This is a genomic window from Bradyrhizobium sp. CCBAU 11434 (assembly GCF_028128895.1).
In the GTDB taxonomy this organism is placed as follows: Bacteria; Pseudomonadota; Alphaproteobacteria; order Rhizobiales; family Xanthobacteraceae; genus Bradyrhizobium; species Bradyrhizobium zhengyangense.
Window position 1 is genome coordinate 15,738 of sequence record NZ_LBJX01000070.1, and the last position, 26,484, is coordinate 42,221.

19 protein-coding genes and 2 pseudogenes are annotated in these 26,484 nt (G+C 56.4%); 11 read left to right on the forward strand and 10 right to left on the reverse strand.

Going from position 1 to position 26,484, the window contains the following annotated elements:
- Window positions 1-2: 2 nt before the first annotated feature.
- Window positions 3-1,403 (reverse strand): GumC family protein, encoded by a 1,401-nt coding sequence (locus XI06_RS14940; RefSeq protein ID WP_271605719.1) that lies wholly within the window; start codon window positions 1,401-1,403, stop codon window positions 3-5.
- Window positions 1,404-1,666: 263 nt separating this feature from the next.
- Here XI06_RS14940 and XI06_RS14945 point away from each other — a divergent pair, with 263 nt between their 5' ends.
- The 3 genes from XI06_RS14945 to XI06_RS14955 all read left to right on the forward strand — a co-directional run bounded on the left by XI06_RS14945 (window position 1,667) and on the right by XI06_RS14955 (window position 4,496).
- The gene (locus XI06_RS14945; RefSeq protein WP_271605720.1) at window positions 1,667-2,503 is read left to right on the forward strand and encodes an ExeA family protein; all 837 of its coding nucleotides are present in this window, start codon (window positions 1,667-1,669) and stop codon (window positions 2,501-2,503) included.
- 125 nt (window positions 2,504-2,628) lie between these two features.
- Complete coding sequence (locus tag XI06_RS14950) at window positions 2,629-3,216, forward strand: polysaccharide biosynthesis/export family protein (protein WP_271605721.1); 588 nt, start codon at window positions 2,629-2,631, stop codon at window positions 3,214-3,216.
- 38 nt (window positions 3,217-3,254) lie between these two features.
- A complete protein-coding gene (locus XI06_RS14955; RefSeq protein ID WP_271605722.1) occupies window positions 3,255-4,496 on the forward strand; it encodes a hypothetical protein in 1,242 nt (413 codons plus the stop codon).
- On the opposite strand, the gene XI06_RS14960 is transcribed toward XI06_RS14955, so the two are convergent.
- The 3 genes from XI06_RS14960 to XI06_RS14970 all read right to left on the reverse strand — a co-directional run bounded on the left by XI06_RS14960 (window position 4,493) and on the right by XI06_RS14970 (window position 9,125).
- Window positions 4,493-6,892 (reverse strand): tetratricopeptide repeat protein, encoded by a 2,400-nt coding sequence (locus XI06_RS14960; protein WP_271605723.1) that lies wholly within the window; start codon window positions 6,890-6,892, stop codon window positions 4,493-4,495. The genes XI06_RS14955 and XI06_RS14960 overlap by 4 nt on opposite strands.
- Window positions 6,893-6,944: 52 nt before the next feature.
- Complete coding sequence (locus tag XI06_RS14965) at window positions 6,945-8,111, reverse strand: WecB/TagA/CpsF family glycosyltransferase (protein WP_271605724.1); 1,167 nt, start codon at window positions 8,109-8,111, stop codon at window positions 6,945-6,947.
- Window positions 8,112-8,303: 192 nt separating this feature from the next.
- Entirely contained in the window at window positions 8,304-9,125 is an 822-nt protein-coding gene (locus XI06_RS14970) for a class I SAM-dependent methyltransferase (RefSeq protein WP_271605725.1), read from the reverse strand.
- Window positions 9,126-9,308: 183 nt separating this feature from the next.
- Here XI06_RS14970 and XI06_RS14975 point away from each other — a divergent pair, with 183 nt between their 5' ends.
- From XI06_RS14975 to XI06_RS15000, 6 genes are all read left to right on the forward strand, one after another.
- Window positions 9,309-10,280, forward strand: a complete 972-nt coding sequence (locus XI06_RS14975) for a glycosyltransferase family 2 protein (RefSeq protein WP_271605726.1) — start codon at window positions 9,309-9,311, stop codon at window positions 10,278-10,280.
- Window positions 10,281-10,292: 12 nt separating this feature from the next.
- Window positions 10,293-11,318 carry a glycosyltransferase gene (locus tag XI06_RS14980; RefSeq protein ID WP_271605727.1) on the forward strand — a complete coding sequence of 342 codons (1,026 nt, stop codon included), beginning with the start codon at window positions 10,293-10,295 and terminating at the stop codon, window positions 11,316-11,318.
- Window positions 11,319-13,577 carry an NAD-dependent epimerase/dehydratase family protein gene (locus tag XI06_RS14985; RefSeq protein ID WP_271605728.1) on the forward strand — a complete coding sequence of 753 codons (2,259 nt, stop codon included), beginning with the start codon at window positions 11,319-11,321 and terminating at the stop codon, window positions 13,575-13,577.
- The gene (locus XI06_RS14990; RefSeq protein ID WP_271605729.1) at window positions 13,574-14,812 is read left to right on the forward strand and encodes a glycosyltransferase; all 1,239 of its coding nucleotides are present in this window, start codon (window positions 13,574-13,576) and stop codon (window positions 14,810-14,812) included. The genes XI06_RS14985 and XI06_RS14990 overlap by 4 nt, the downstream gene beginning before the upstream one ends.
- Before the next feature lie 145 nt (window positions 14,813-14,957).
- Entirely contained in the window at window positions 14,958-15,737 is a 780-nt protein-coding gene (locus XI06_RS14995) for a class I SAM-dependent methyltransferase (RefSeq protein ID WP_271605730.1), read from the forward strand.
- Window positions 15,734-17,608: an acyltransferase family protein gene (locus XI06_RS15000; protein WP_271605731.1), complete on the forward strand. Its 1,875-nt coding sequence runs from the start codon at window positions 15,734-15,736 to the stop codon at window positions 17,606-17,608. The genes XI06_RS14995 and XI06_RS15000 overlap by 4 nt, the downstream gene beginning before the upstream one ends.
- Before the next feature lie 51 nt (window positions 17,609-17,659).
- Here XI06_RS15000 and XI06_RS15005 read toward each other — a convergent pair whose 3' ends face one another.
- Together XI06_RS15005 and XI06_RS15010 are read right to left on the reverse strand one after the other, a co-directional pair.
- Window positions 17,660-18,475, reverse strand: a complete 816-nt coding sequence (locus XI06_RS15005) for a class I SAM-dependent methyltransferase (RefSeq protein ID WP_271605732.1) — start codon at window positions 18,473-18,475, stop codon at window positions 17,660-17,662.
- Window positions 18,476-18,675: 200 nt separating this feature from the next.
- A complete protein-coding gene (locus tag XI06_RS15010; protein ID WP_333909334.1) occupies window positions 18,676-19,833 on the reverse strand; it encodes a glycosyltransferase family 4 protein in 1,158 nt (385 codons plus the stop codon).
- A gap of 107 nt (window positions 19,834-19,940) precedes the next feature.
- On the opposite strand from XI06_RS15010, the gene XI06_RS15015 reads away from it, so the two are divergent.
- Window positions 19,941-20,726 carry an FkbM family methyltransferase gene (locus XI06_RS15015; RefSeq protein WP_271605733.1) on the forward strand — a complete coding sequence of 262 codons (786 nt, stop codon included), beginning with the start codon at window positions 19,941-19,943 and terminating at the stop codon, window positions 20,724-20,726.
- Window positions 20,727-20,746: 20 nt separating this feature from the next.
- On the opposite strand, the gene XI06_RS15020 is transcribed toward XI06_RS15015, so the two are convergent.
- Window positions 20,747-22,117, reverse strand: a complete 1,371-nt coding sequence (locus tag XI06_RS15020) for an oligosaccharide flippase family protein (RefSeq protein WP_333909335.1) — start codon at window positions 22,115-22,117, stop codon at window positions 20,747-20,749.
- A gap of 16 nt (window positions 22,118-22,133) precedes the next feature.
- On the reverse strand, window positions 22,134-23,573 hold the full coding sequence (locus tag XI06_RS15025; protein ID WP_271605735.1) for a hypothetical protein: 1,440 nt from the start codon (window positions 23,571-23,573) through the stop codon (window positions 22,134-22,136).
- A gap of 500 nt (window positions 23,574-24,073) precedes the next feature.
- On the opposite strand from XI06_RS15025, the gene XI06_RS15030 reads away from it, so the two are divergent.
- Window positions 24,074-24,511: a hypothetical protein gene (locus tag XI06_RS15030; protein ID WP_271605736.1), complete on the forward strand. Its 438-nt coding sequence runs from the start codon at window positions 24,074-24,076 to the stop codon at window positions 24,509-24,511.
- 48 nt (window positions 24,512-24,559) lie between these two features.
- Here XI06_RS15030 and tnpC read toward each other — a convergent pair.
- A pseudogene (gene tnpC, locus XI06_RS43805) lies at window positions 24,560-26,065 on the reverse strand (IS66 family transposase); the annotation flags it as partial.
- Between the two features lie 21 nt (window positions 26,066-26,086).
- A pseudogene (gene tnpB, locus XI06_RS43810) lies at window positions 26,087-26,350 on the reverse strand (IS66 family insertion sequence element accessory protein TnpB); the annotation flags it as partial.
- Window positions 26,351-26,484: the final 134 nt, after the last annotated feature.

The following is a 26,484-nucleotide window of genomic DNA, read 5'->3' on the forward strand; positions in this document are numbered from 1 at the left end:
TCCTAAAGGCGGAACAGGCCAACACGGGCCTTGGCAAACATGAGATCGAGGGGCGGCAAGACGGAATATGCGATCGCTGCCAGGCCGACCACCGCTGCAATGACCATGACGGAGGCAACTATAATGCGCCGCCGGTGGCGGCGTGTCTCTGTGACCGTTGTAATGTACGGGATCGAAATGATGAGCGGAAACTCGACAACAGACAACATATCCGAGCTGCGACGAATCGCCTTGTCGGAAAACTCCATCAGAAATGTCAAGCCGGCACCCGCCGCGAACGCGAGAGCGAGAGCAAGGGCGGCAACCTTCGGACGATTGGGCTTGACGGGCTCCTGCGGCACCGTTGGCTGTTCAATCACCTCGAGCTTTTCGGACTGCTGATCCTTTTCAAGATTCTCGCCAAGGCGCGCTGCCATAAGTTTGGCGGTTGCCGTCTCTAGATTCTTTTGCAGGCCGTCCTGCTGGGCAGTAAGGGCCTCCAGGCTTGCCGCGACAGCCGTAGGATCATTGCCGCTACTCGCGGCAGTGGTGCTGCCGCCCGCCACTGGGGCCGCAGGCGTTGTTGCCGCCTTTTCCATCGCCTCGATCTGGCGCTTCAGCGACTGAATGGCAGGATGGCGCTCCGAGTAGAGTGCACCTTTCTGGATTAGCTCAGCCTTGAGCTGCCCAAGCGTCCCCGCGGGGGCGTCGGGACCGGAAGCCAACGAAGACGGCCTTGCTTGCTGCACGAGTTTTAGCTGCGCGATTTTGGCGTCGAGGGCGACGTTTTCGGTCTGAAGACGCTGGACTTCGCGCTCCAGGAATTTCGTGGTGTCAGTTGCGCGACTTGTACGGTCGCGCAAATCCTCGTTGAGGATGCGCGTCATCAGTTCATTGGCCACACGCGTGGCCACAGCAGGATCGTTGTATAAAAACCCAACCGAAAACACGATGGTTGGGTTTTCTAGCGCGGCGCGGGTTCGCTGCTTGAAATCCAGGTGAAGATCGACTGGCTCGATCTTCGTACTCTTCCTCATAAGCTCGACGAGCTCGGTCGGAGACATCAATGTTCGCTTTTCGGGGAAAAGCTGGAATCTGTCCGCGATGGCGATCAGATTGTCGCGCGTCATGGTTCGCTGCTCGATGACCTGAATGCGCTCTTGAGCGGCATTGGTAACCGTCGGCCTGACGAGATCAGATGGAATCTGTTGAGTCTGAACCAGCACCTTCCCTTCCGACAGATAAGTCGCGGGCCAGAGCAGCGCTCCCGCAACGCCCGCCGACGCAATCGCCACGAACGGAAGAACAAAATAGGGCCAGCGTCTCTTGAATACGCTCCAGTAGAAGCCGGGTCGCAGGAGATGGCCTCGATCCTCCTGTTCGGTCGCCTGAAAATCATCCTCGAAATTGAGCTTTTGCAACATGGAGCGAAGCCTTCAATGAAGCGATGCGGCAGCAACACGCTGGAAATGCGATAAAGGCCTGCCACCGATTAATTCTAGCATCAAATTCGGACGGAACTTATGAATTGTTGCTCTGCGGAAAGGAAATTTAAATTTTCCTTAACGGGTTCCCACCTTTGAACCTTTACAAGAGCGCGTTTACATAGCTCTCAAAATCTAGCCTGTGACCGGAGTACTCTTGGCTGATTGTGGTTATATTGACCGCAAGCGGTCAAGGGACATCGATGTACGAGGCATTCTATCACCTTCGGGAGAAGCCATTCTCAATTCTTCCCGATCCGGATCTCATCTACTGGGGCAAAATGCACTCCATGGCGTTCACGATGCTGGAATTCGGCGTCATGAACAATGCGGGGTTCACCGTGATTACTGGTGAAATCGGCTCGGGAAAGACTACCCTGGTGCGGCACCTTCTGAAGAAGGTGAACGCGGGAATCACCATCGGACTGATCTCAAATTCACCGCAGGGGCGCCAAGAGCTCCTGCAATGGATTCTGATGTCTCTAAATCAACCGTTCGATGGGGATTATGCCAATCTTTTCAAGCGCTTCCAGGACTATCTATACGGCCAGTATGCTGGCGGGCGAAGAACGATCCTCATTATCGATGAGGCTCAAAATCTAGAACCGGAAGCATTGGAGCATCTCCGGATGCTGTCGAACATCAATGCGGATAAATTTCAAATCCTTCAGCTTATCCTCGTGGGACAGCCCCAGTTGCGTGATCTCTTGCTGATGCCGCAATTGCACCAATTCGCGCAGCGGATCTCTTCAGACTTCCACCTTAGACCACTCGATCGCTCGGAAGTTGCAAACTACATCAATTTTCGGCTTCAGGCCGTGGGTGCCCACCGGCAGCTCTTTAACGAGCAAGCTTGCTCGCTCATCGCGTCGGCGAGTGGAGGAATACCTCGTATTATCAATGTCTTATGCGATACATCGCTGGTCTATGGATTCGCCAATGATCAGGATCAGATTTCCGAACAACTGGTGCGGGACGTTATTGCAGACAAGCAACAGTACAGCATTTTTCCCGTCAGACAGTCGCCTGCCGTTCCCTAAGTAGCTGAAGAGCATTACTTTCCCTTCCAGACTCGGGGTTTGCCGCGACTCGATGAGATCGACCCATCCAGTGGGTAGATGGCATCGCGACAGCTGGCTTTGTTTAACGGTTTTGGGGGATGGACATGCGGATCCTGCTCGTGTTGCTTTGTTTCGGTTGGCTAATTTCCGCTGCCGACGCCCAGACCCTCAAATCAGGAGATACGCTCTCGATCACCGTCCTGCAGGACCCGAAGCTTGACCGCACCGTGGTGGTGGATCCGCTTGGTGAGATCGCGTTTCCGCTCGCCGGCCACATCCGCGCGCGAGGTCTCACTCCCGTTGCGCTGGAAAATATCCTCAAGGCCAAGCTCAAGCCGAACTACAAGGATGACACACTGGACGTAACCGTTGCGATCGCGAACGCTCCAAAAGAAGAGGTGCCCGAAGAGGATCTAAAGCCAAAGGTCTTCGTCACCGGAGAGGTCTTGAGGCCTGGTTCTTACGTCGTGCGCCAGCCGACCACGCTCATGCAGGCCATTGCTTTGGCCGGCGGGTTTGGACCCTACGCATCGAAAAAGCGCATCCAGGTCCGCAGGCGCGCGCCGGGAGGTGACGAGACGATCTTTGTGTTCAACTACCGCGCATACGAAGCCGGCGCAGACCTGGAAGGCAATATCACGCTTCGGCGCGGCGATGTCATCGTGGTTCCCGAAAGAGGATTGTTCGACTGAGCACACGCTAACAACACTAGTCAGAGGCAGTACCCGCCGTGAAGAGAATTGCCGCCGCGGTTTCGGTATGCCTTGGCATAGTGCCGTCGTCGGCATTCGCGTTCGACTGGTCGATCAGGACGTCGGAAAGCGAAACGGTCGAAGTTAACAGCAATCAATTTCTCAAATCATATCAAGCAGGATCGCTAGGCTCCTATTCAACTCTGACGGCTAATGCCGAAGCCAGAACGGCCACCTCGAAATTCGACTTTGACGGAGATGGGACCTACAAGAAATACTGGGGACCCGGAGTCGCAGGATTGGCTTCCGAGTACCTTAGTTATGGCTTTAAGGCTCGATACGAGCAAAGCGAAAAGACGAAGTTCGATCGCGAATTTATCGAATCCTCTTGGCGTCAGCAAAGCACCGCGCTTGCGGTTTTGAATGACCTCGGTGTTGCTACCAATGTTCATGGATTTCTCGATCGCTTGACTGCGACCGGCGGGATCGATCGCGCGCCCACGAACCTCGACTTCGTAAGCCTCTTTGCCACATCGACGCGCACCAGCTACGAGCCATCTAGTGGTGGCCTGCCCTTCACCGACACCTTGGCACGAGGCTCCTGGCGCCACTCCTTTAGCCCCATTGTGGCAGTGAACCTCTCGTCAGAGGCCGAGCTACTCGACTACGACAATGCTTTCAACTCGCGCGTCCAGATCTACCGCGAACAGGTCGGCGTGGACGCAACACTTTCGCCGCTTCTGTCTTTTCGGGCGAATGTCGGTCCGGCCTACCTCGTGACCGAGAATGGCGTGTCTACCTCGCCCTTCGGGGGCGCCGGAGCAACCGGCGCGGTTTCTAGTTCGGTTCTGGATTGGATTGGTGACGCGGTTCTTACCTACAAGATGATGAAAGACACGACACTGACATTCCTCGCGAGTCAGTCGGTCGGACCAAGCATAGTGGGATCGCTCTTCAAACGAGATTCGCTGAGCGCGAACCTCATCTACACGATCAACAGCCACTCGAGCCTGTCGCTTTCGGCTAGCGGTAACAGGCAGATATCTACGACAACCACAGACTACGCATCTGCGTCAGCCACTTACAGCTACAACTTTACGCGCGAATGGCTTGGCCAATTCACGTATCGCTACCAACACCGCTTTGCCAGCACGGGACCGACGACGATCGAACCGCTGACAGGCATTCCGACCGTTTCAGGAACAGGCCCAGCGGATTCGCACAGCCTGCTCTTTGTTTTCACGCACAACTACGTGCTGCTACCGTCCGGGAGCTACTAACCGCTAGACTTCATCGCCGAACGAATACGTTCCTTTAGTGGTGTGCCGTCCGGTTCTAGATCAAATGCCTTCTTAAGCGCGATCCCCGCCTTGTCCGGTTCTCCTGCAGCTGCGTAGCTCATTCCGAGATGATATTGAACGGCAGCCAGATTCGGGCTCTTGGCGGCTGCGGTCTCCAGGGCAGAGATTGCACCCTTCAGATCGCCCTGTTTGTAACGAGCCCACCCCCAAGTGTCCTGGATTTGTGGCAGGCTGGAATTCTTGAGTATCTCAGATAGCGAGAACGCACGATCGAGGCTTTCCTTGTCAGAACGATTGTCGAGAATCAAGCTGACGAGGTTATTGGCCGCGACCTGCGACGAGGGTTGCTCCTTGAGTATCGCTTCATACTCAGCCATTGCGCCTTCGGTATTGCCTTTCAAAATCTGGAGACTGCCGAGCGAAAGGCGCAGGTTCAGCTCTTTAGGCATTTCTTTCAGTCCCGACTGCAGCACCTTCTCGGCAGCGGCGTAGTTCTTGCTCCGCATATAGTATTCATTCAGCGCTGTGTAGCCAGCCACATCCTTCGGTTGCTTTGTCATGGCCTCGTTGAAGGCAGCGATGGCCTCATCATCCTTCTTCTGGGCTAGCTTCGCCTGCCCGAGCAGCACCAGGAGCATGGCATTGTCCGGAAACCGCTGATGCATATCCTGCAACAAGGCGGTTGCCTGGTCGGCACGCCCCTTGCGAATGTAGGCAGAAGCGAGCGCGACTACCGGTTGGGCGGCCTCGGGCGCGAGCTTGTGCGCCTCTTCCAGCGCGGCAATGCTCCCATCATCTTTGTTTTGTCCCTCGAGAGCAGCGGCCTTGATCTCAGCTGCCAGCACTTGTCCTTCCTTGCTGCGCGGCAAGGAATCGGCAACAGAAAGCGCCCCGGCCCAGTTCTGACGGCTCAGTCGCACTTGAGCCAGCGACGACAAGACCTGAAGGTTATTCGGATTGCGGTTGCTCACCTGAACGAGGACGTCCTCTGCCCGCGCAGCATCGCTTCTTTTCTGCAGGTAAGCGACATATCGCAGAGCTACGTTTGGATTAAGATTCGAGGCTTTCAGCGCGTCGGCATACTGCCGATCAGCTAGCTCATTCTTTCCGCCTCGCTCGTAGGCAAGGCCCAGGAGCATCAGAAGCTCCGGAGACTTCGGTTGATCATTCAGTGCTTCGCGAAGATCTGCAATCGCAGCGTCGATCTGGCCCTTGTCTACGTTCATGGCGGCACGCAGGCGTAGTGCGCCACCGTTGCGCTTGTCTTTCGAGAGAATATCGGCGACGAGTGCCTGGGTCCCCTGCTGATCTCCTTGCGCGGCAGTCATTTCTGCGAGCTTCAGCTCTGCAGCGATTTTCCTAGCCGAACTGTCAGCATTGTCCGCGAGATTTCTCAAACTCCTCGTCGCGTCGCTGAAGCGCTTTTGGGCAAAATCAAGCTCGGCCAGAGCTATGCGGTAGTCGAAATTGTCGCTGGTCCCTTTAATGCGCGCATCGAGTTCCGCGCGGCCGGCGTCCGGCCCCCTGTATGCGGTCAGAAAGCGGACCAGGTCGAGCCCGACCTTGCTATCATTCGGAAGCGCCTGGGTCTTGGCCCGCAGCTCTTTCTCCGCATCGTCGAATTTGCGCTCGGCGATCAACAGCTGAATGAGCTGAGAACGATATACCTCCTCCTGAGGATGGTCGGCATAAATCTTTCGAATGATGACTTCTGCCTTCGGCAGGTCGCCTCGTCGAGCGAGAATGTCCGCCCTCAACAGCGAAATACGGAGTGCGTCGCCCGAGGGGGATTCAGGTATGGAGTCCAGGAGTTTCAACGCGCCGTCAGCGTCGCCATCGGACATCTTCTTGGAAGCGAGCAGCAAAAGAGCGTCGGCATTCTTCGGATCAATTTCGAACGCCCTTTGCGCCTCCTTTACAGCGCTCGAGTTTTCCTTTGCTCTAAGAAGGATCAGCCCTCTCAAAGCGTGAAGTTCCGCGTTTGGCTTCTCACCCTCATTGGCGGCGTCGACCACCCGCTGCGCACCTTCGATTGCTCCTCCAGCGAGCATAATCCGAGCAAGCTTCAGCCGCGCATCAAGGTCATTCGGATCGAGTTCGACGATCCTACGCAAATCCAGAAACAATGAGCTGGCCTTAGTCCGTTCATCGATCCCGGCCAGAGCACGCCAAACCTCAACCTTGTCGCTCTTGTACTTGACTGCTTTGAGCAGTTCCAAACGGGCGCCGAGGTCGTCTTTCTTTTCGATGAGCGCCATGCCCCGCTCGTAGTAGTTCTGGGCCTGCTGTTCGGGCGCCCCACAGCCGCTGAGGAACACGGTGAGGAACGCGCAGACTGCGGCGCTAGAGAGAAAGCGGTGGCGGAGCTTGATCATGATGAAACTCGGGATATTTGAACGTGCGGTCAGTGCCGCAGACGCACGGCTATCATATATCAGCCGGCAAGAGATATTCGAAGCGGCTTAACCTAAATAGGCGTCGAACCCTTGGTGGCACGCCCGTGAACTGCAGCGAACGGTGCCGTCGCATCATCGCCTTGCGCAGCATTAGGAACAACCCGAAGAATCGGGCATCGATGATCTTTGCCCCGGTCAAATCGACCCTAAGATCCTTCTCGGTGCTCAGCATAGCGCGGAAATGTTCAACGGCGCTCCCCACGTTTGCTTCGATGGCGGCTCCGGCAAGCTTGAGGGTAACAGAAGATGGCCCCTCGTCTACACTCACCGAAAACGGAGCATCTAGCGCTACTTGGCGCAATTGAACCATCGTGGGCAAAACAGACGTTACCAGCAATCCAAGAAGCGTGGCTCCATCCCTCACATAGCGGCGCCAAAGGTATGGCTCCTCCTTGATCCGCCAAAGCCACTCGAACCCGGTGCTCCTCAGCAGCGGCGGAGCCCGCCTGACGGTTCCAGCCTCGAAATTAATAGTGGCGCCGAACTGGGCGCGAATGGGTGGTCGCAAGCTCTGGTGGTTGTGCATCAGCCAAGCCTGAGCCTTCTCCGCGCCAAGGAAGACGGCCAACAGGTCAGCTCCACTGGCGTTGATCGTTTCAATAATCTCAGGCGAGCTCATCTCCTCGATGGTCCCGAACCCCGGATTAAGGGCGCCAACGCATTCCATGCCACTGTTGGTAAAATTGAGTTTTTCGCCGACTTTGACGACGAGATCCTCACTGCCGCCGAAAAGGAAAACCCGAAGTCGCGGCCCCGTCCTCGCTTTCAGCCGCCCGAATAAGTCGCTGCCAGCCACCCTCTCTCTGATCGGGATGCCTAAGGCCTTGGCGATCCAGATTAGCGGCATGCCGTCGACCAAACAAAGGTCGCTTGCCAGAATGCTCTCGCGAAATGCTGCGTTGCACTGACTCTTGATGAGAAAATTCACATTGGGAGTCGAGATCAGGGAAGGCCTGCTGCACTCGGCAGCGTCGGTTATCCTCTTAAGCAGATCAGGGAAATCAATCGCGTCCACCGGAACCCCGAGGAAACCGTAGACATCTCGCGCAAGATCGTCAGGCTCAGCGATGGGAGTGGGTGCCAACTCCTCTTCGCCGGCCGAATACTCCAGGCGGAGTGTTCGCAAGCTATTCAACACAAAAGCCTCGCGAATTTAAATTGTGCCCACGCCTACAACGCGAGCAATAAGAGTATTTTGAACGACGATACCACGTATCATGCCAGACTTAATCGGTAAAATCTAATTAATTCACGTGATTAACGGATGGGACAGGGCTGTTGCTGGGTTCCTTCCGTACATTGGTGACTGCACGAAGCCAAGTTTGGATCTTCAATCTTTTCTGAAAAACAAAATATTGCCCATTGCGAGGGCCGGCCATGGCATGTGTTGAAAATAAAACTCGTTCAACCTGAATAGCGGTTTCTTGAGCAAGCGGACCGGCACATTCGTGTACGCCTCGGAAAACTGCCCCGCAATGCGGGCCTCCAGACGAAGGCCTTTCTCCTGCAGGAAGCGCGTCAGAAATTCCATATTCGTTTTTCTGACCATAAGTCCTCCGCCGTCTTCAGTGAACCACGCCTCGCTGCCTCGGGGGGTCATTTCAATGTGGGGCATCTTCCGGCCGACCAATTTCTTGATCCAGCCAACGACCCGTTCCCTGATTTGAACGTCCAAAGAATAGAGGTTGTTCTCGCAGAGCACTAGAACTCCTCCTGGCTTGAGCACGCGGGCGAGCTCGGCGAGTGCCTTTTCCATCTCCGGGATATGCATGATAACACCCCAGCTCACCACAAAATCAAAGAAGTCATTCTCAAAGACGAGGCGGGTCAGATCGGCTTGCTGAAGCTTGACCTGATGATCGAGCCCCGCCCGACTAATGGTCTTGCTGGCGATCGCCAACGCCGCCTCCGAGAAGTCGACCGACGTAATGGCGCAGCCGCCGCGCGCGAGCCGCTCGGTGTGATAACAATATCCGCAACCGGCATCGAGAAGCTTGTCCTGAGGTTGAGGCTTCAATCGGCGCAAAATCTCCGCAAAAGCGAGATCATAGAACCGGTCCATATCAGCATTCAAATAATCGTTCTGCCACTGTGTGTGGATCTCGGAACGAGCGAGATAAGACTTGGACTGGGAGGCGAATTCGTTGGACATGGGCACCCTGCAGCGGGAGGGATCAAGAAATAACCGATAACCGGGCCAACTAAAACATAAAACCGGAATTCGCTCGATAAGGTAAATGTCTATTCCAGCGCGATGCGGCTTGGTTCGTCGTTGCAATTGAGAACGGAACGTAAGAAAAAGAGCGATAATTTTCGTATTTGAGGCGTCGCTCCTTTGGAACTTCTTTCCACCCCTCTTCCGGACGTCAGTGTCTTGGTGGTGAACTACAACACCGAGCACCTGATTGACCGCATGATGGCCAGCCTCGTGGCCGGAGCCGATCAACTTCGCCTGCAGATCATCGTAGTCGACAACAACTCGAAGGACGGCTCCGTCGACCTGATATCGACTCGCTATCCAGAAGTCGAACTTGTTCGAAGCGAGGTCAACCTCGGCTTCGCCAGAGCCAACAATCTTGCGCTCAGCCGTGCGCGGGGACGCCATGTCCTACTGCTGAATACCGATGCTTTCGTAGAAGCGGATACGCTGGCTCAAACGGTGCGTTTCATGGATGCACATCCAAAGTGCGGCGTGCTGGGGGTCAAGCTGGTCACTGAAGATGGATCCCTACAGCCCTGTTGCCGGTACTTCCCGACCCCCTGGAACCTTTTCCTTCGACGCACCGGTTTGGAACGTCTGTTTCCTCACACGCGAATGATTGATGACATGGGCTGGGACCATGCAACGGTTCGCGCCTGCGACTGGGTCCCTGGATGTTACTACCTGATCAGGCGCGAGGTCATCGACCAGGTCGGGTTGTTCGACCCACGTTTCTTCTTGTATTCCGAAGAAGTGGATCACTGTCGGCGCGTGCACCAGGCAGGTTGGGATGTGATTTTCTTCCCGTACACCACCGTGGTTCACCTGGGTGGAGAGAGCGCAAAGGCTGACGGGAAACCTATCGACGCCTATCGACAAATTTCCTCGCTCCAGATCGAAAGTGAATTGCTCTACTTCCGCAAGCACTATGGATTGCCGGGCGTCCTCGCCTCGACGCTTCTCACTTTTCTTGCTGACGGTGCAACGGCAATCCGACGGATCCTCAAGTGGAAGGATTTGCAGCAGGCAGGGTTGGCGCTTGCGCATGCCGCGAGCACAATTCGCATATTGGTGGCCACCGATTGGGCCTCCAGGCCGACCCGCTGAGCGGTGCTGCCAATGCAACAGATAGACAGCTCAATGGTTGAAAGCTCGACTGATCGGATGGTTGTAATCGGCGCGGTCGTGATCGGACGAAATGAGGGCGAACGCCTACGCGCTTGCCTTTCTTCTCTGGCGGGCGCTTCGACGGTGGTGTACGTCGATTCCGGCTCCACAGACGGTTCGGTTCAGCTAGCGCGCGCTCGCGGTATTGAGGTCGTCGAACTGGATCTCTCCATTCCCTTTACTGCGGCACGGGCACGAAACGCCGGCTTCAGGCGGCTCAGACAAATCCGTCCCGACGTCGCGGTCGTCCAGTTCGTCGATGGCGATTGCGAGCTTGATCCATCGTGGTGCGCGATGGCCGCCGAATTTCTGTCGAACAGGCCCGATGTTGCCGCTGTGTGCGGCCATCTCCGTGAGCGATACCCCGATCAGTCAGTCTACAACTGGATGTGCCAACGCGAATGGGATCGGCCGACCGGCGAAATCCGAGCCTGCGCCGGGAACGTGATGATGCGCGTCGCGGCTCTGGCTGAAGTCGGAGGATACCGCGAAGACGTCATTGCCGCGGAGGAAGATGAGCTTTGTGTTCGTCTACGCGCCGCGAAGTGGCGAATTTGGCGTCTCGCTGACGAAATGGCGGTGCACGATGCGGCCATGCTGCACTTCCGCCAATGGTGGACCCGAAGCGTGAGGGCCGGATATGCCTTCGCGCAGGGTGCCTGGCTGCACGGCCGGCCTCCCGAACGGCACTTCTCCTGGGAACGTCGACGAACCTTGATTTGGGGAATAGCCATCCCTCTCGCGTGGCTCATCGGCGTTGCGCTCATCGGGTCGTTTGGAAACATCGTGCTGCTGATCTATCCGGCCCAGTTCCTTCGATTGACCCTGCTTGGAACTGGCCCCCTCAGTGAGAACCTCATACTTGCATTTTTTCAATTACTGTCGCGCTTTCCCGAGGCCGTCGGACAGTTGCGTTTCTTGCGCGATCTTGTGTGGAGACGGGCGCCGACGATCATCGAGCATAAAGTGAGTGTCTGAATGGCCAAGACTACCTCTTCCCACACCTCCGCGGAACTGCAGTCGATCCCGCGGACGCAAGCATCTGGAACGGAAACGAATATCGTGAGCGCCGGCTCTGTAGCTACGAAACAAACGCAGCAGGCGGCGAGGCCTCTGCGCGTTGGGATCGTCGGCGCTGGCTACATCGCTGAGTTTCACGCGCACGCGATCAACTCGACCGACGGGGTGGCGCTTGCGGCAATCTGCGATTCAAATCGCGAAAACGCAAAATCCCTGGCCGCTGCGTGGAACGTCCCGTTGATCTTCGAGTCTATCGAACAGATGATTGCAGGTGCCGAGCTCGATTGCGTTCACCTGCTGGTACCGCCAGACCTACATTACTCGCTCGCGAAGAAGGCCCTTGAAGCCCGGCTCCACGTTTTCGTGGAAAAGCCGATGTGCACCAGCGCGGCAGAAGCGGACGACCTGATCGCGCTCGCTGCGCGGTGTGATCGCCAGCTCGCGGTCAGTCACAACTTCATGTTCTTGTCTTCCTACACAAGATTTCGGGAGGCTGTACGCTCCGGAGCGCTTGGTCCGATCGACCAGATCACCTTTCATTATCTTTTCGAGTTGCCTCAGATCCGCTTTGGGCCTTTCGATACGTGGATGCTGCGCAAACCAGCCAACTTGATGATCGAGACAGGACCGCATCTGCTCTCGATATTGCTGGATCTCGTGGGCGGGCCGGACGATCTCGCTGTCAAGGCGGACCGCATGGCGATTCTGCCAAAGGGAGCGCAGATTTACCGTCGCTGGCGCGTGCTCGGAACGGCGCAGAAGACTGCGATCGCCATGAACGTCAATTTCGGGCCGGGATTTCCCCAGCGGACCATCTTCGTCAGGGGATTGTTCGGGACTGCGACGCTCGATCTCGACGCCAACACCTGCGTGATCGATCAACGCACCCCGCTTGACCCGGATATCGATCGTTTTACGAGAACCAACCGTATAGCGCGGCAACTGAGTTCACAGGCGCGACGAACGCTCGGCGACTACATCTTCGGCAAGCTCAAGCTGCGCAAGCGCGGAAGTCCCTATCAAAACTCGATCGTTGACAGCACACACAGCTTTTACCATTCGGTTCGAGCAGGTCTCCCGCTGGATCCCCGGATTTCGGCTGCGTCCGGGCGCGCTGTGATGGCCTGCTGCGATGATGTCGTCAGAGCTGCCGCCCTGCCCGACCCGGCTCCTCCCGCAACGAGTATGCCTCCGGTTTTGGCGGCGCGACCGACCGTGCTGGTGCTCGGAGCCGCCGGCTTCATTGGCCGGGAGCTGGTGCAGCACCTGCTGGCGCGCGGATACGCGGTACGAGCGATGGTTCGTGGATCGACAGCATCGCTCGAGGAGCTCGCCTCCGATCGTCTGGAGATCGTGCGCGGCGACGTGCGTCGAGGCGAGGATCTCGCCGGCGCTATGTCGGGAATAGATTTCGTATATCATCTTGCGCATGCGGCGGGGCGGACCTGGGATGACTACGTCAGCAAGGATATCGAGCCCGCACGGCTTGTCGGAGAGGCGTCTCTCGCGGCCGGAGTCAAGCGCCTGGTCTACACCGGCACCATTTCGTCGTTCTACACGGGCAGCGGCGCCGGCGCGATCACCGAGTCCACTTCCCTCGATCCGAATATTGAATCGCGCGACTACTATTCGCGGGCAAAGGCCGCATCAGAAAAGCTCCTGATGGACATGCACCGCGAGCGCAAATTACCGCTGGTTATTGCGCGACCGGCAATCGTGATTGGAAAGGGCGGCACGCCCTTCCATTGGGGCGTGGGCCGCTTTTCCGACCACATCTGCGAAGTCTGGGGAGAAGGTCGACATCCGCTTCCCTTCGTGCTCGTCCAGGACGTCGCCTCGGCGCTGGTCAGGATGATCGAAGTTCCTGGGATCGATGGACGATGTTACAATCTCAGCGATACGCCTCTACTCAGTGCGCGCGAGTATCTTGCCGCCCTGGAGAGCGCGTCAGGGCTAAAGCTCGAGATACGCTATCAGCCGACCTGGAAACTCTACCTCGCCGACCTTGCGAAATGGCTGGTCAAGTCCGCGGTCGGCCACCCCGACCGGATTCGTGTACCAAGCTACCGCGACTGGGACTCTCGACGGCAAGCTGCGGTGTTCGATGCAACGGGTGCCATGCGCGATCTCGACTGGAAGCCGGTGGGCTCACGTGACAGTCTGGTTAAATCAGGAGTTGACGAGGCGCTCATCTCGTGGCGGGAGGCGCTGGAATGAGCCGAACGTTCCGCCTGTTTGTTACACTTGGTCCGGGCGACGTCGTGTCTGCGCGGCGGCGGGCGGCGGCAGGTGAGGCAGTTAATTCGACCAGCATTGCATACTCCGAACAGCTTGTTGCCTATTGTAAGGAACGCAACTTTCCCACTCTGGCCATTTCAGCAAATCCGCGATCGGATGTTCTGGTGGACGGAGTTTTGACTCTGGAGAACCGGCCAAAACCGCTGCGCGAGTCCGCGGGTGTCGCTTTCCACGTCTCCCAATTATTGTATGCCGTCTATCTCTGCTGGCGCGCGGTGCGCTTTCGTGCCGACGTCGCCGTGATCGATTCAGGGACGACACACTATTTCTGCCTTTGGCTATTTCGTCTGTTCGGTATCCAGGTCGTTCCAAATTTGCACAACACGCTGTGGCCGCGGGGATATCGCCCGACTGGGACAGCGAGCCGCCTGCTCCTCGGGCTCGACGCGCTGTTCTTTGCCTATGGCGCCTCGGCCGCGATTGGCGTTTCGCCAGAATGCGAGCGCCAGGTTGCCACGCAGGCGCGCGGCCGAATTCCCTTTTTTCAGTATCGCTGTCAGTTCCGGGACAATGGCTTCACTCACGCGCAGCCCTATCGCGGCGGCCCTTTCAGGCTCTGCTTCGTGGGCCGGGCAGAACGCAACAAAGGGCTTCTGGATCTCGTGACGATTGGCGGATCGCTCACTCGGCAAAGTCCGGTGCCGGTCACCATCGAGGTTTGCGGCGATGGACCTTCCCTGAATGAGTTCAACAAGCTCGTTTCGGAACAAGGGCTCGCGAGCAGCATCCGGGTGCACGGTCGGCTAAACCGGACGGAGCTGCTCTCGGTTTATGCGCAATCGCATGCGATGGTGGTCCCTACCCGAAGCGACTTCTGCGAAGGAGTGCCCGCGGTGTGCGCCGAAGCGATGATGGCTAGACTGCCTGCAGTTGCAAGCGATGCGACGAATTCCCTGGACGTCATTGGTCCGGCGTCGCTTCAGGTGCCGACGAACGATGTTGGTGCATTCGTTGAGGCGATCTTGCGTCTCATCAACTCACCCGAGACCCACGATGCTCTCCAGGCGGCATGCGCAGGAGCGGCAGATCAATTCATAGATCGCAGCTTCAGCATGCCGGCGGCGATTGACCGGGCGCTGAATGCGCTGACGGGCCAGAGCACGCTTGCGAGTTATTCAACGCTGTTCCATGAGCGTCAGGCAGCCCGACCTTAGTTCAGGAGAATTGATGCGCCAGCTTACCGAATGTCCCGTCTGTCGGAGCCCAGAAATTCAGCCGGCCTACTCCGCGCCCACGACGCGCGGTAGCGACAGCAGAACCTGGGCAGTGTCGTACTGCCTCGCCTGCGGTCATGGGTTCATGAACCCGCAACCGTCGTGGGAGGAATTGCAGCCCTACTACAACACAAACTACGCACCGTACAAAAGAACCAATGAGCTGGAAGACGACGAGAGCGCGTTGCGCGAGGCGCGCAAGACAGGACAGCTTCGTCACATCCCTCTTCCGACCGCGAAACGTCTTCTCGATCTCGGCTGCGGCGCGGGATCGTTTCTGCGCCTTGCAAAGAAGCTCGGCTCGATCGAACAGGGGGTAGAGCCCAGCAAATACGCCGCTTCAGTGGCTCAGAAGCAGGGCTTGAACGTATTCTGCGGTACGCTGGAGCAATTCGCAGCGGCGAACCCAGGAGCGAAGTACGACATCATCACGGCGAACCACGTGGTCGAACACTTGCCCGACCCGGTCGCCACACTGCGGACGATGAAGGCGCTGCTCGCCGATGAAGGAACGATCTGGATATCCGTTCCGAACGCAGCATACCCGATTTGCCGCGCGTTGAACGGCCTGTGGCACAGCACCGATCTTCCGTACCATCTCATGCAGTTCTCGCCCGCCAGCATGGCTCGAGCCGGCACGCTTGCAGGCCTGACCGTCAGCAAGCAGAAGACGGAATCCATTCCTCACATTGTTGAGGCATCCATCGGTCAATATCTGCGATATCGCTGGATGATACCGCGCAGAGTGAGCGGGCGGCTTGGCTTCCTCCGCCCGCTAGCAGCAGCCTATGCACGGAAGATGGACAACCAAAACAGGGGCGAAGCCATCATTACGGAATTTCAGTGCGGTGGGGCGTCCGATTGAGATACCGTTCCGAAATTGATGGACTGCGCACGCTCGCCGTCGTGCCAGTAATCGCGTTCCACTTCGGCGCCGCCCGGATCAGCGGTGGATACGTGGGGGTGGATGTATTCTTCGTCATCTCCGGCTATCTGATCGGGACGATGATACTTGCCGAATTGCGCGCTGGCGAATTCACTTTTTCCAACTTCTACCGGCGCCGGTTCAAGCGTATTCTTCCCGCGCTGTTCGCAATGGTCTTTGCAGTCAGCATTGCCTGTTGCTTCGTTTTGCTACCCACGATGCTGTATCACTACGGCCACAGCTTGATTTCCGTGCTCGCGTCCGCGTCGAACATCTATTTTTGGCTGACGTCGAACTACTTCGCACCCGTTTCTGAATCCAAGCCATTGCTGCACACTTGGTCTCTAGCGGTCGAGGAGCAGTTCTATCTTGTTCTCCCGCTCCTCCTGACGGTGCTGTACCGAATGACCGCGCGTAGGATCGAAACTTGGATCTGGATTCTCGCTGCCGGCTCCTTTGCCGCTAATGTCCTCCTTGTAAAAGATCATGCGACATTTGCCTTCTACATGCTGCCGACGCGCTTTTGGGAGCTCGGATTGGGAGTGCTCATCGGCACACGAAATTGGCCCTGGTCAACCAAGCGCGTTTTAAGCGAAGTTTGTGCCGGCGCCGGAGCGATCCTGATCGTCGGGTCAGTGTTCTTGTTCGACAGAACGACCGTTTTCCCGGGTTTTGCCGCCGTCATACCCTGCCTGGGGACGGCGCTAATCATTTCCTCGGGCGACCAAATCAAAACGAAAATCTGCGACGTTCTGTCTCTGCCACCCGTCGTTTTCGTCGGAAAGCTGTCGTATTCGTTGTATCTCTGGCATTGGCCCCTGCTGGTTTTGGCACGCCAAGTGCGGTTGACAGAGGAACTTGCGTGGTACGATGTCGGCGCGCTTATCTTCTTGACGTTTCTGCTAGCTGCTCTTTCCTATCTATTCGTCGAACAACCGCTGCGCGCTACGAAGTGGTCATTCGCGCATGTTCTTTCCGCGACTGTCGCAGCCACGGCAGTTCTCGGCTTGATTGGCGGAGCGTTCACCTTGACTCGCGGCATGCCGGGCCGCTTTAACTCCGAGATTTCCAACATAGCTTCCTTCCTCGATTACAATCCGAGGGCGCAGTTCCGCGAGGGCAAGTGCTTCATAAGCATGTCGACTCTTTCGCTTCCCTTGGAGAAAGAATGCTTTTCGCCTGCCCGGGATGGACGGAAGAACGTCTTACTGATCGGTGACAGTTTTGCGGCCCACCTGTGGTACGGCCTCGCGGAATCGCTTCCGGAAGATAAGGTCTTGCAGGTGACTGCATCGAACTGCCGACCAACGATTCAAGCGTCACCCATCGCATCGACGGTTTGCAGACAAATGATAGAGCAGATTTTCGGGGAGATTGTTCCGAATACCCGGATCGAAAGGGTGATCCTCTCCGCTCGCTGGAGCGACGCAGACCTGCCTGATCTGGCGGCAACGCTTAAATGGACAAGCGAACGGGGCATCCGCACCACCGTCGTGGGACCTCCACCCGAATATCAAATCCCGCTTCCGCAATTGCTGGCGATGTCCCGGCTGCATTCGAATCCGGGCCTGATTGACAGTCGACAGAGGCAGGATCGATTTGTGCTCGACGGACTCATGAGGACGCTTGTTCGCGAGGCAGGCGGCGAGTACTTCTCTCCCATCGATATACTATGTTCGAAGCAGCACGAGTGTCAGACATCGACCACAGAGGAAGATCCTGTTCAGTATGATTATGGTCATTTTACCGAGAGGGGTTCGAAGCTAATAGGCCAAAGTCTCGCCGATGCCCTAAGAGATCACAGCCAATAATGGCCAACAGCAAAATCGCTCCGGCCGCGCCAGGGGTAGTACGATGCTCGCTTACTTACGCACCAACCAGAGAGATGTCACTTCGGTTTTGGTCTCCGGGATAATGATCTGAGACTGTTCGATCACCTTTTTCTTTATGGCGTGAAGAGGAATTTGGATTTCGAAGTGTGGATTCATGGATAAAAACGCCTGAAGCAAATACTGTTCTGTCCAAAAAAACCTGTGTTGTTTAAGCCACTTTTCTGGGTAGTCATAAGGGAAGAAAATATCGTGTACATGCACCAAAACTCCCGGTTGAAGTCGAGGGAGTATCTCCAATATTTCATAAACAACGTCACTATCAAAGCGAACGACGTGGGTCGAATCGATGAACAGGATGTCTCCGGCTTCCAGAGCCAAAAAAATATCGAGAGGGACCTCTTGCAGCGGCTTTTCAATCACTCGGTTGACGACGTTGCGTCTCGTTTGAAGATAGTCGGGCAGATATGGCTCTATGCAAGTAAGATCAACTTCGAGTCGCGCATCCTCGATCGCGGCTAACATTGCTAGCGTGCTCATTCCGGAGCCAATCTCTACGATACGTTTTGGTTTCGCTTCGCAAATGATACTATAAAGGACCGCAGCATCCAGAGGCGCAAAGCTGTCGTTGTCCGCGCGATACCCTCGCGAGCCGGAGCAAAGAGAGACGATACCGTCCCGTCGGCGCTGGATCAGCCCTACAGCACACGAGATACCCGTTTCGAGATTGAGCGGCACGCCTGTCATGCTACTTTGCCGCCGCCTTTTGAGATCCGCCGCGGTTGGAATCGGGGTGTAGTAATGAACCGGAAGGATATGAAGTCCCTTCGTCTCAGCAAGATCAAACAAATCCGATCTCCAAACATCCCAGTATCCAGAATATACTCCGGACGTTCGAAGAAAATAGAGTCCCACTATTGCCAAAAGGCGTTTGGCTCGACTGATGAGACTAGAAGTTGGGACCATTAGAAAACTTACTCAGTTAGAGGGCTGACCAGAGCCTTACCCTGACGAGTTCGCCTGCTTGCATACACGCAGGATTCGTCCAATTACTCGACCCTATCTGATGACTTCATAGCTTGGAGATCGGTCGAATCAATGAGGCCTGCGATCTCTCCACGATAAGCCCTCTCAGTAGCGTGTTCTAAACTCTCTTCGAAAAGCTTTGCGCTGGCCTGCCAAGAGGTCTCGGCTACGGTCGCGAATGCGTTGCGGGACAACCGACGCCATTCGTCTTTTCCAGTTCCGAGGATCCAAGCAATCCCATTCGATAGTTCAGCAACATCATCAATTTCCGTAAGCCACCCATTCCAACCCGATACGATGGCCTCAGCCGGCCAGCCAGTCCGAGTCGAAACGACTGGAGTGCGACACGCCATTGCCTCCATTGCGGGGAGGTTGAACCCCTCGCTCTTGCTGGCCGTTATCCAAACATCACAGCGGCTGTATATGTCACGAATCCGATCTTGCGGAGGTGAGAAAAAATACTCCGCTCCTTGACTCAGCGGAAGCTTTCGAGTCGGGCGATGCGCTCCGAATGACAGTATACGAAGATTGGGAATCTTTGCTTTGGCAGATTCGATTGCGGCCAGGGCCGTGGCAACGCCCTTAAAATCGACTGGTGAGTAGAGAAGCCCGATCGTCGGTACATCCTGTTTGGACCGGACCTCAGCGAAGAATTGGGATTTATCCACGCTATTGGGAACCAAATCTACGTCGACGTCGTCATACTCGGTATTCATGACTTCCTTAAGCCAGCCCGCAACGACGATCTTATGAAAAGGGAGGAGGTAGGTCGCACGGCAACGCGCCTGCGGAAGGTGATCGAATATCTCATGGTGCTGAATGAAATACACTTTCGCGCCTTTCCTTGCGCTGAGCGCATTCACCCATTCCGCCGTCTCCCACCATGTAGCAACAACTACATCTGCGTCGGGAACATCATCATCAACGACAGGCCGCCATTGCTCTAGGACTTGCCAGTCGACGCCACTCGCGACCAAGTGAGACCGCTGGCGGTCAGCCTCTGCGACCCAGCCGTATCCCTTTGCCCATCGTTTTAGCTTCTGCTGCAACGGAATTGGCTGAGGTGGCGGACACACCACGCGCACCGAGTGCCCCATTCGTGTTAGCTCACGCGCGTAGATCGCGACGACCCGAGTCCCGCCACTCAAATTCGCCACAGGCAAAACAAACGTTATGCGCACCCGCTCGTTTCCCAATCCTTGTCACTAAACTATATCATCAGATACTAGTTTTCATTCACTGGAGCCACATTTAAGATACCGGGTCTGTTCTGTATTTGGATAATAAGATGAACAAAGTTAAGTGGGCCATCGCCGCTGCTCTTGACACACTTTTGCCGGAGCAACTGAAAAAATCTCTTCTGCATCTCTCTTTTCACTTAGCAAGATCCGAATTTGACCGGTTCGCTTATGAATATTCCTTTGCGCCAAACATGGAGTTTGCTCTGACCTCAGCCGCCAAACGGGGACTGCAGCCGGCGACAATAATTGACGTAGGAGCATTTGAAGGAAACTGGAGTCTGCTGGCCAGCTCTATCTGGCCCAGCAGCCGCTTTGCCATGATCGAACCAAATCGTTCAAAACGTGAGATGCTGACGAGGGTCGCCGACCGGATCGGAGCAACAGTATTTTCCGAGCTACTGGGGGCGCAGGACGATGCTGTCGTATCTTTCAATGTCATGGAAACAGGATCGTCGGTATACGGCGAGCGCAGCCCCCTTCCAAGATCAACTGAAACTCGGCGGCTCAGACGGCTGGATACGATGCTAACAGACTTCCAGGGCCCGGGCTTTCTTAAAATCGATACGCAAGGGTACGAGCTCGAGGTGCTTAGAGGGGCAACCAAACTGCTGGACAAGATCGATGCTATATTGTTGGAAGTTGCGCTCATCGAGATCAATCAAGGCGCCCCGCTGTTGCACGATGTTCTTCCTTTCATGCACAACATTGGATTCGTCACGTACGACGTCATGGAAATTCATCGTAGACCACTCGACCGAGCGATGAACCAGATTGACATCCTTTTCCTCCGACCTACCTCCTCGCTGTTGTCCGATAAACGTCATTTCGCGTGATTGTTTTCGGCTCCCACCGTTCAATGGAGGATGCGAGTTGCAGCAAACCTCACCATCCCTCCTGCGAGCAGTCCGACAAGCATTACCGGAATTGGCCTAAGTTCGCTCCTCAGTCTAAATAATCCCACTGATCGCGCATAAATGAGCACCAGTGGAATGCTCGAGAAGTATGAAGCTACTACTCCCCAAACTGCACCTGCAAAGCCCCCTACAGCAAATCCAACGGGCAGCGCGACGAACAAAGTTACCACCCGCACTGATTGCAGATAGAAATAGCTCTTACCGAGGTTGAAAGCCAAGAATGCTTGCGTGGCAATTCGATAGGGCACGGTGAGAAGCCCAAGAGCCAAAACTTGCAGGATCCAGCCAGCCTGCTGATATCGCTGATCGTACAATACTGAAATTATTGCTCCTCCTGAGATCGCCAATACTCCGGCGCAAAAATACGCAACAGATGCTATGGCAAAGTGAAACCTGTAGTAGGCTTCTTGCACCTGATGGCGCCGGCTTCTAACAATTTCGGTGAGGGCGGGGAACGAGACGTCAACAATTATCTTGGTCAAAACCTGATCGATCGAGCTGTAGATCAAGAATGCAATTGCGTAAGCACCAAGAGTGCGAGAATCGACCAAGGCGCCCAGAACAACTCGGTCGCCACTTGTAGCAATGAAATAGAGCACTGACGAGAGAAACAACCATTTTCCAAACCGGACAATTTCGACGAATGCTGATCGGTCCCACTGAACCCGGTTAGCGAGGCCAGGAAGCCAAACATGCGAAAGAGTCATTCTAGACAGCGATGTAGCAAGAGCACCCGCGACAAGTGCCCATATTGAATGATCAACACTAGCCCATCCTATCATGAGGACGAATCCGAAGATCTGAGAAGCGAGGTCAAGACGGGTAATGCGCGCGAGCTGAAGGTTACGACTAGCCTCAAGCAACCTAGTTGATTCAAAGCCGGCGATCGCCGTTGTAAGTGAAAGGACTGCGATTACGTACGGTAGACTGGGATCAGCGTAAACGCTTCCGTGCGGAGCCAAATCAAGCGCACGGGAGATGCCAATGATAAGGCTAATGAACACGGCTAACGCGCAGAGCAACAGACCACGCACAATCTGAACTAGCCAAGCGGTGTTGAGAAAAACGCCCTCATGGCCCCGTCGATTCTGCACAACACTTGGTTTGAGCCCCAGATCGGACAACATTGCCAGACCGACAAGTACCAAGTTGGCAATGGCAATGACCCCGAATGCGTCTGGGATCAACAGTCGACTCAATAGTAGATTGCTGGCCAGGCGAAGGATGTAACTTAAGGTGTAACCGGCGAGCGTCCATACTCCGGCCCTTATCGCGCGATTCCGAAGGCTATCGAGTTTCTCAGACACCACTCAACCGAACGCCCGATCAATTAGAGCGGATGGAAATGCCGGATTGGCTGCCGATTCGACCTTGCGGTGGCGACGGCGATGGAATGGAGCTAGGCACTGCCGCTCTGATACCCACGCATCGCCCGAGAAGGGCGCCTGCCAGCAGCCAATTCCATGCGCTTATAGATGCGTTCGGTATCTGCTCGAGTGCGGAAACAGCTACGATCAAACTGAGACAACAAAGAAACAACAATTCACGATGACTCCGCACGCCTTTTGCAGTTCGAGCCGCTTGAAAAACTGGAAGCGTCAGCAATCCGAATTGAGCCAGGAATCCAACAAATCCGAACTGTCCAAGCGTCAGAATCCATTGCCCATCGGTTATGCTCGTATCGTTACCCATTTCGTCGTAGACACGATTCCGCCCGTACCTACCCCATCCGAACCAGAAACGTTCCGACGCGTGCGCGAGCAGTCGTTCTTCTTGGTCAAAACGAAAGTTCAAAGACTTGGCCCTTTCGGCGTTAAACCAGGTCGCCACATTAACGATTTCCTGTACCGGCATGAAATTGGCCATGCGCAGCATAGGGTACATGATAGAAATGCCTGCAAGCAACACCGCAGTTCGGAGCTGAGCCTTTGGACTGAACCACCGTAGCAAACTGCCAACTACGATTGCGTAGACCAAAGCTCCTGCGGACTTACAAAGGACAACGAGTATTCCAAGGTATGCGCTCGTACCGGCCGTCGGTATCTTGAAAATTTTGGTATTCGTGCGCCAAAGCGTCGCTGCAGCAAGGAACGCCGTCGAGGCAAAGAAAGCGGCGGCCAGTCCGTTGATCATAAATACGACCGGCCGAAATCCCCCATACCTCATTTCAACTGCGAATTTTGAGGAAAACGCACCATAGATCCAGCTCGAAAGCTGTGGGCTAATCCGGACTTCGATCAACATCGGTACGGAGTAAATTAGTGCAGCAGCGACCAGCGTGCGGAGTAAAATTTCCGCATCTTCCGCGAGCCTAAAAAACCGAAACCCGACGAGGAAAGGTAAACAAGAGATGCACTGAAGAAGTAGCGCAGAAACTCCGTCGTAGTAACCTACCCCTGGAATAACCATGAATCTTCTTACGATTGCATCGTCATTCAGTAGGGACGTAACTATCGGAGAAACAATGAAAAGAGCAGCCAAGGCTCCCATCAGACCGAGAATGCCGGCTGGAACTCTCTTCATTCTCATTCGCGGTCCGAAGAAAAACGTTCCGAGAAGCACCGAAACGCTCGCGACCGAGTTTTTGTCGATGGCGGGTACCATTGAAAACTTTACCGCAAGTTGTGCCGGTAAGAAGAGAAGAGCCCCTAGAATCGTCCATGCTGTGGCCTCTTTGAACGACCACAATTGATACAACATGAAAGCCACGAGCGGCCATGCGAGAATCATCGCATAGGCGAGCCAATTACCTCCGGACTCTTCCATTAGCCCCGCCCCTTGCTGTCGGCCGCCCATTTATTGCGCAACTCACGATCCACAATATTGGATCTCAGGGCGAGGTGCCAGGCATTTGGGGGCGTGAAGTGCTCCTCGAGATAAGGCCAGCCGATGCCGAATTTTCAGGGCAAGGTGATCTGTCACTGAAGTTTCATCCAGCGGCAGGTCACGGCAGTTAGAGTCTGGGTCTTTTTACGCCGGAGTGGCGTGGGTGGAGCAACGGACGATCAGCGCGCTGGTTGGGGTCGCCTGGCGTTGCAGGACCAGATCAAGGCCGGTGGCCTTGCGGCGAGCTCGCCGCTTGCGGACCTTGTCCCTGCTCGCGTTAAGGCCGGTAGACCCGATTTATCCGTGAGCGTCACGAGGGTATCACCGGTGCCCGGGCTTGACTTGCGCGGAATGCTCTGGATAGCGCGGTCGGGATGATTGACGCCGCCGGCGCGCGGTGATGGGTTGATGCCGGTTCGGAGCGGGCAACGGGGATCAGAATGACCAGCGAGTCGCAGCTGCGCGAGAAGCTTCGGAAGATCGAGGCGTTGTTCGTGGGTGCCGGAACTGCTGGTGAGCGGCTTGCAGCGGAAGCCGCGCTGCAGCGGGTGCGGGCCCGGGTCGAGGAACTCGCTCGGCACGATCCACCGATCGAACAGCAATTCTCACTTCCCGACCAGTGGTCTCGGCACCTTTTTCTGGCGCTTTGCCGACGATATGGGCTGCGGCCGTTTCGTTATCGCCGGCAGCGACGCAACACGGTGATGGTCCGTGCGTCACGTGGCTTCGTCGATCGAGTCCTGCTGCCCGAGTTCACCGAACTGGAGGGTGCGCTGCAAGTGTATCTGCACGATGTAACGCTGCGCGTGATCCGCGAAGAGATCTACGACGACGCCAGCGATGCGCAGGAAGTTCCCGACGCGTTGCCGTCGATCTGATCGAGCGGCGAGCTTTGCCTCCGAACCATCGCGCTCGGCTTTCCAATTCCACGGCAACAGCGTGTTCAGCTGATTGGTCTTGGTGCGCCCGGAGCCGATGCGCTCGAGAACATCAGTGAGATAGTGCCGCGGGTCGATATCGTGAGCTTTGCCGAGTTGATGAGCGATGCGAGAGTGGCCCAGGTTTCGGCGCCGTCCTCACTGCCTGCGAACAGATAGTTTTTCTTTCCCAATCCGACCGGCTTGATGCTGCGTTCGACCGTATTGTTGTCGATCTCGATGCGCCCATCATCGATGAATCGCGTCAGGCCCTCTCAATGGTTGAGGGTGTAGCGGACCGCCTTGCCAAGGCCGGATTTCTTCGAGACTTCCAGCAGTCGCGCCTCGAGCCAGGGCTTGAAGTCCTCGATCAGCGGTCTGGTGTCGGATTGTCGCGCCGCAGCTCGCTGCGTCGCTGGCAAACCGCGAATGCGATCCTCAATGGCGTAGAACATCGCGATCCGCTGCAGCGCTTCCGCGGCAATCGGCGATTTCGTCGCGACGTGGACGTCCCAGAACTTCCGCCGCGCATGCGCGAAGCAGAACGCCAGTTGTACCAGACGGCCCCCGTTCTTGATTAACCCCTTGCGGCATAGCCATCGACCTGCAGGATGCCGTCTAGTCTCCAAACAGCTGCCTGGCGCGGATTGCCTTGCGATCCTCGGCGAACACGTAGACTACTGCCGGCGGCGCCGGGCCGCCCCACGGGCGGTCGTCGGTGGCGATCGCCCAGAACTGGCAGACTTTGGTTCTGCCACGGCCGGGATCGAGAACTGGCAGCGGCGTCTCATCGGCAGACAACCACGGGTAGGACATCACTGCGCGGCGCAACAGCGCGTGAAGCTGCTTCAGCCACCAGGCGACGCGGCCCATCCACGAGGCCAGCGTTTGCCGGTCGAGCGTGATGCCTTGGGCGGCAAACATCTGTTCTTGGCGATACATCGGCAGCTGGTAGGCGTATTTCACCACCGCGACGTGGGCCAGCAAGACGTCCGTCACCATTCCACCGTCGATCGCCTGGGCCGGCGCGGGTGCCTGCAGTACACCCTGGCGGCATCCCCGGCAGCCGTACCGTGGACGCATGATGCGCTTGACCCGATACTGCATCGGAATGACGTCGAAGGCTTCCTTGACGGTCTCCCCGATCTTGTGCAGCTGCTCGCCGCAGCAGAGACAGACGTGGCTCTCGATATCGATCACGACATCGATGCGCGGCAAATGCTCCGGAAGCTTCCCGCGGTTGCGTCGCGCTGGTCGCTTTCCACGGCCCTCCGCTCCGTCAGGCAGCCTACCTCCTCCGGTCACGTCGTCGTTTGCGGCGGCACGCGCCACCTGTTCCCTGATGGTGAAGAGAGACAGCTGTCCGATATCCAGTGTCTCGGAGCGCGGACCGAAGATCGTGCGCTTGTACTGGGACAGGATCATCAGGAGCTTGTCGTTCTCTTGGATCGCAGCATTACGTTGGGCGATCGCGGCATCACGCTCGGTCGCCAGCGTGCTGCATTCCTCCGACAACACCGCGAGATCGAACAGCACCGAGAGCTGAGCATGAGATAGCGACATGACGCCTTCCTTGATCGGCGGCCAGGTGAACTGCCCATCGACTCTTTTGTAGTAAAGAACAAGACCGCTTCCATCCCAGGTTAGGATCTTCACGCGATCTCGGCGTTTGGAGCGGAAGACATAAAGTCCGCCGTCGAACGGATCGGCTCCAAAGGCCTCGCTCACCAGCATCGCCAGCGAGTCCATTGCCGCGGCGGAAATCGACCGGTTGCGTCGCAATCCAGATCGACAACCCATCTCGAAGCCCGATCATCGACCAACCGTCCCGACCGCTGCCAGCACCTCGCACAGTGCCTGCCGGTCGACTGTCCCCCTGACACGGATGCGAACCGCGCCGACCTCGATCTCGATTGCCGCCTGCTCCTCACTCG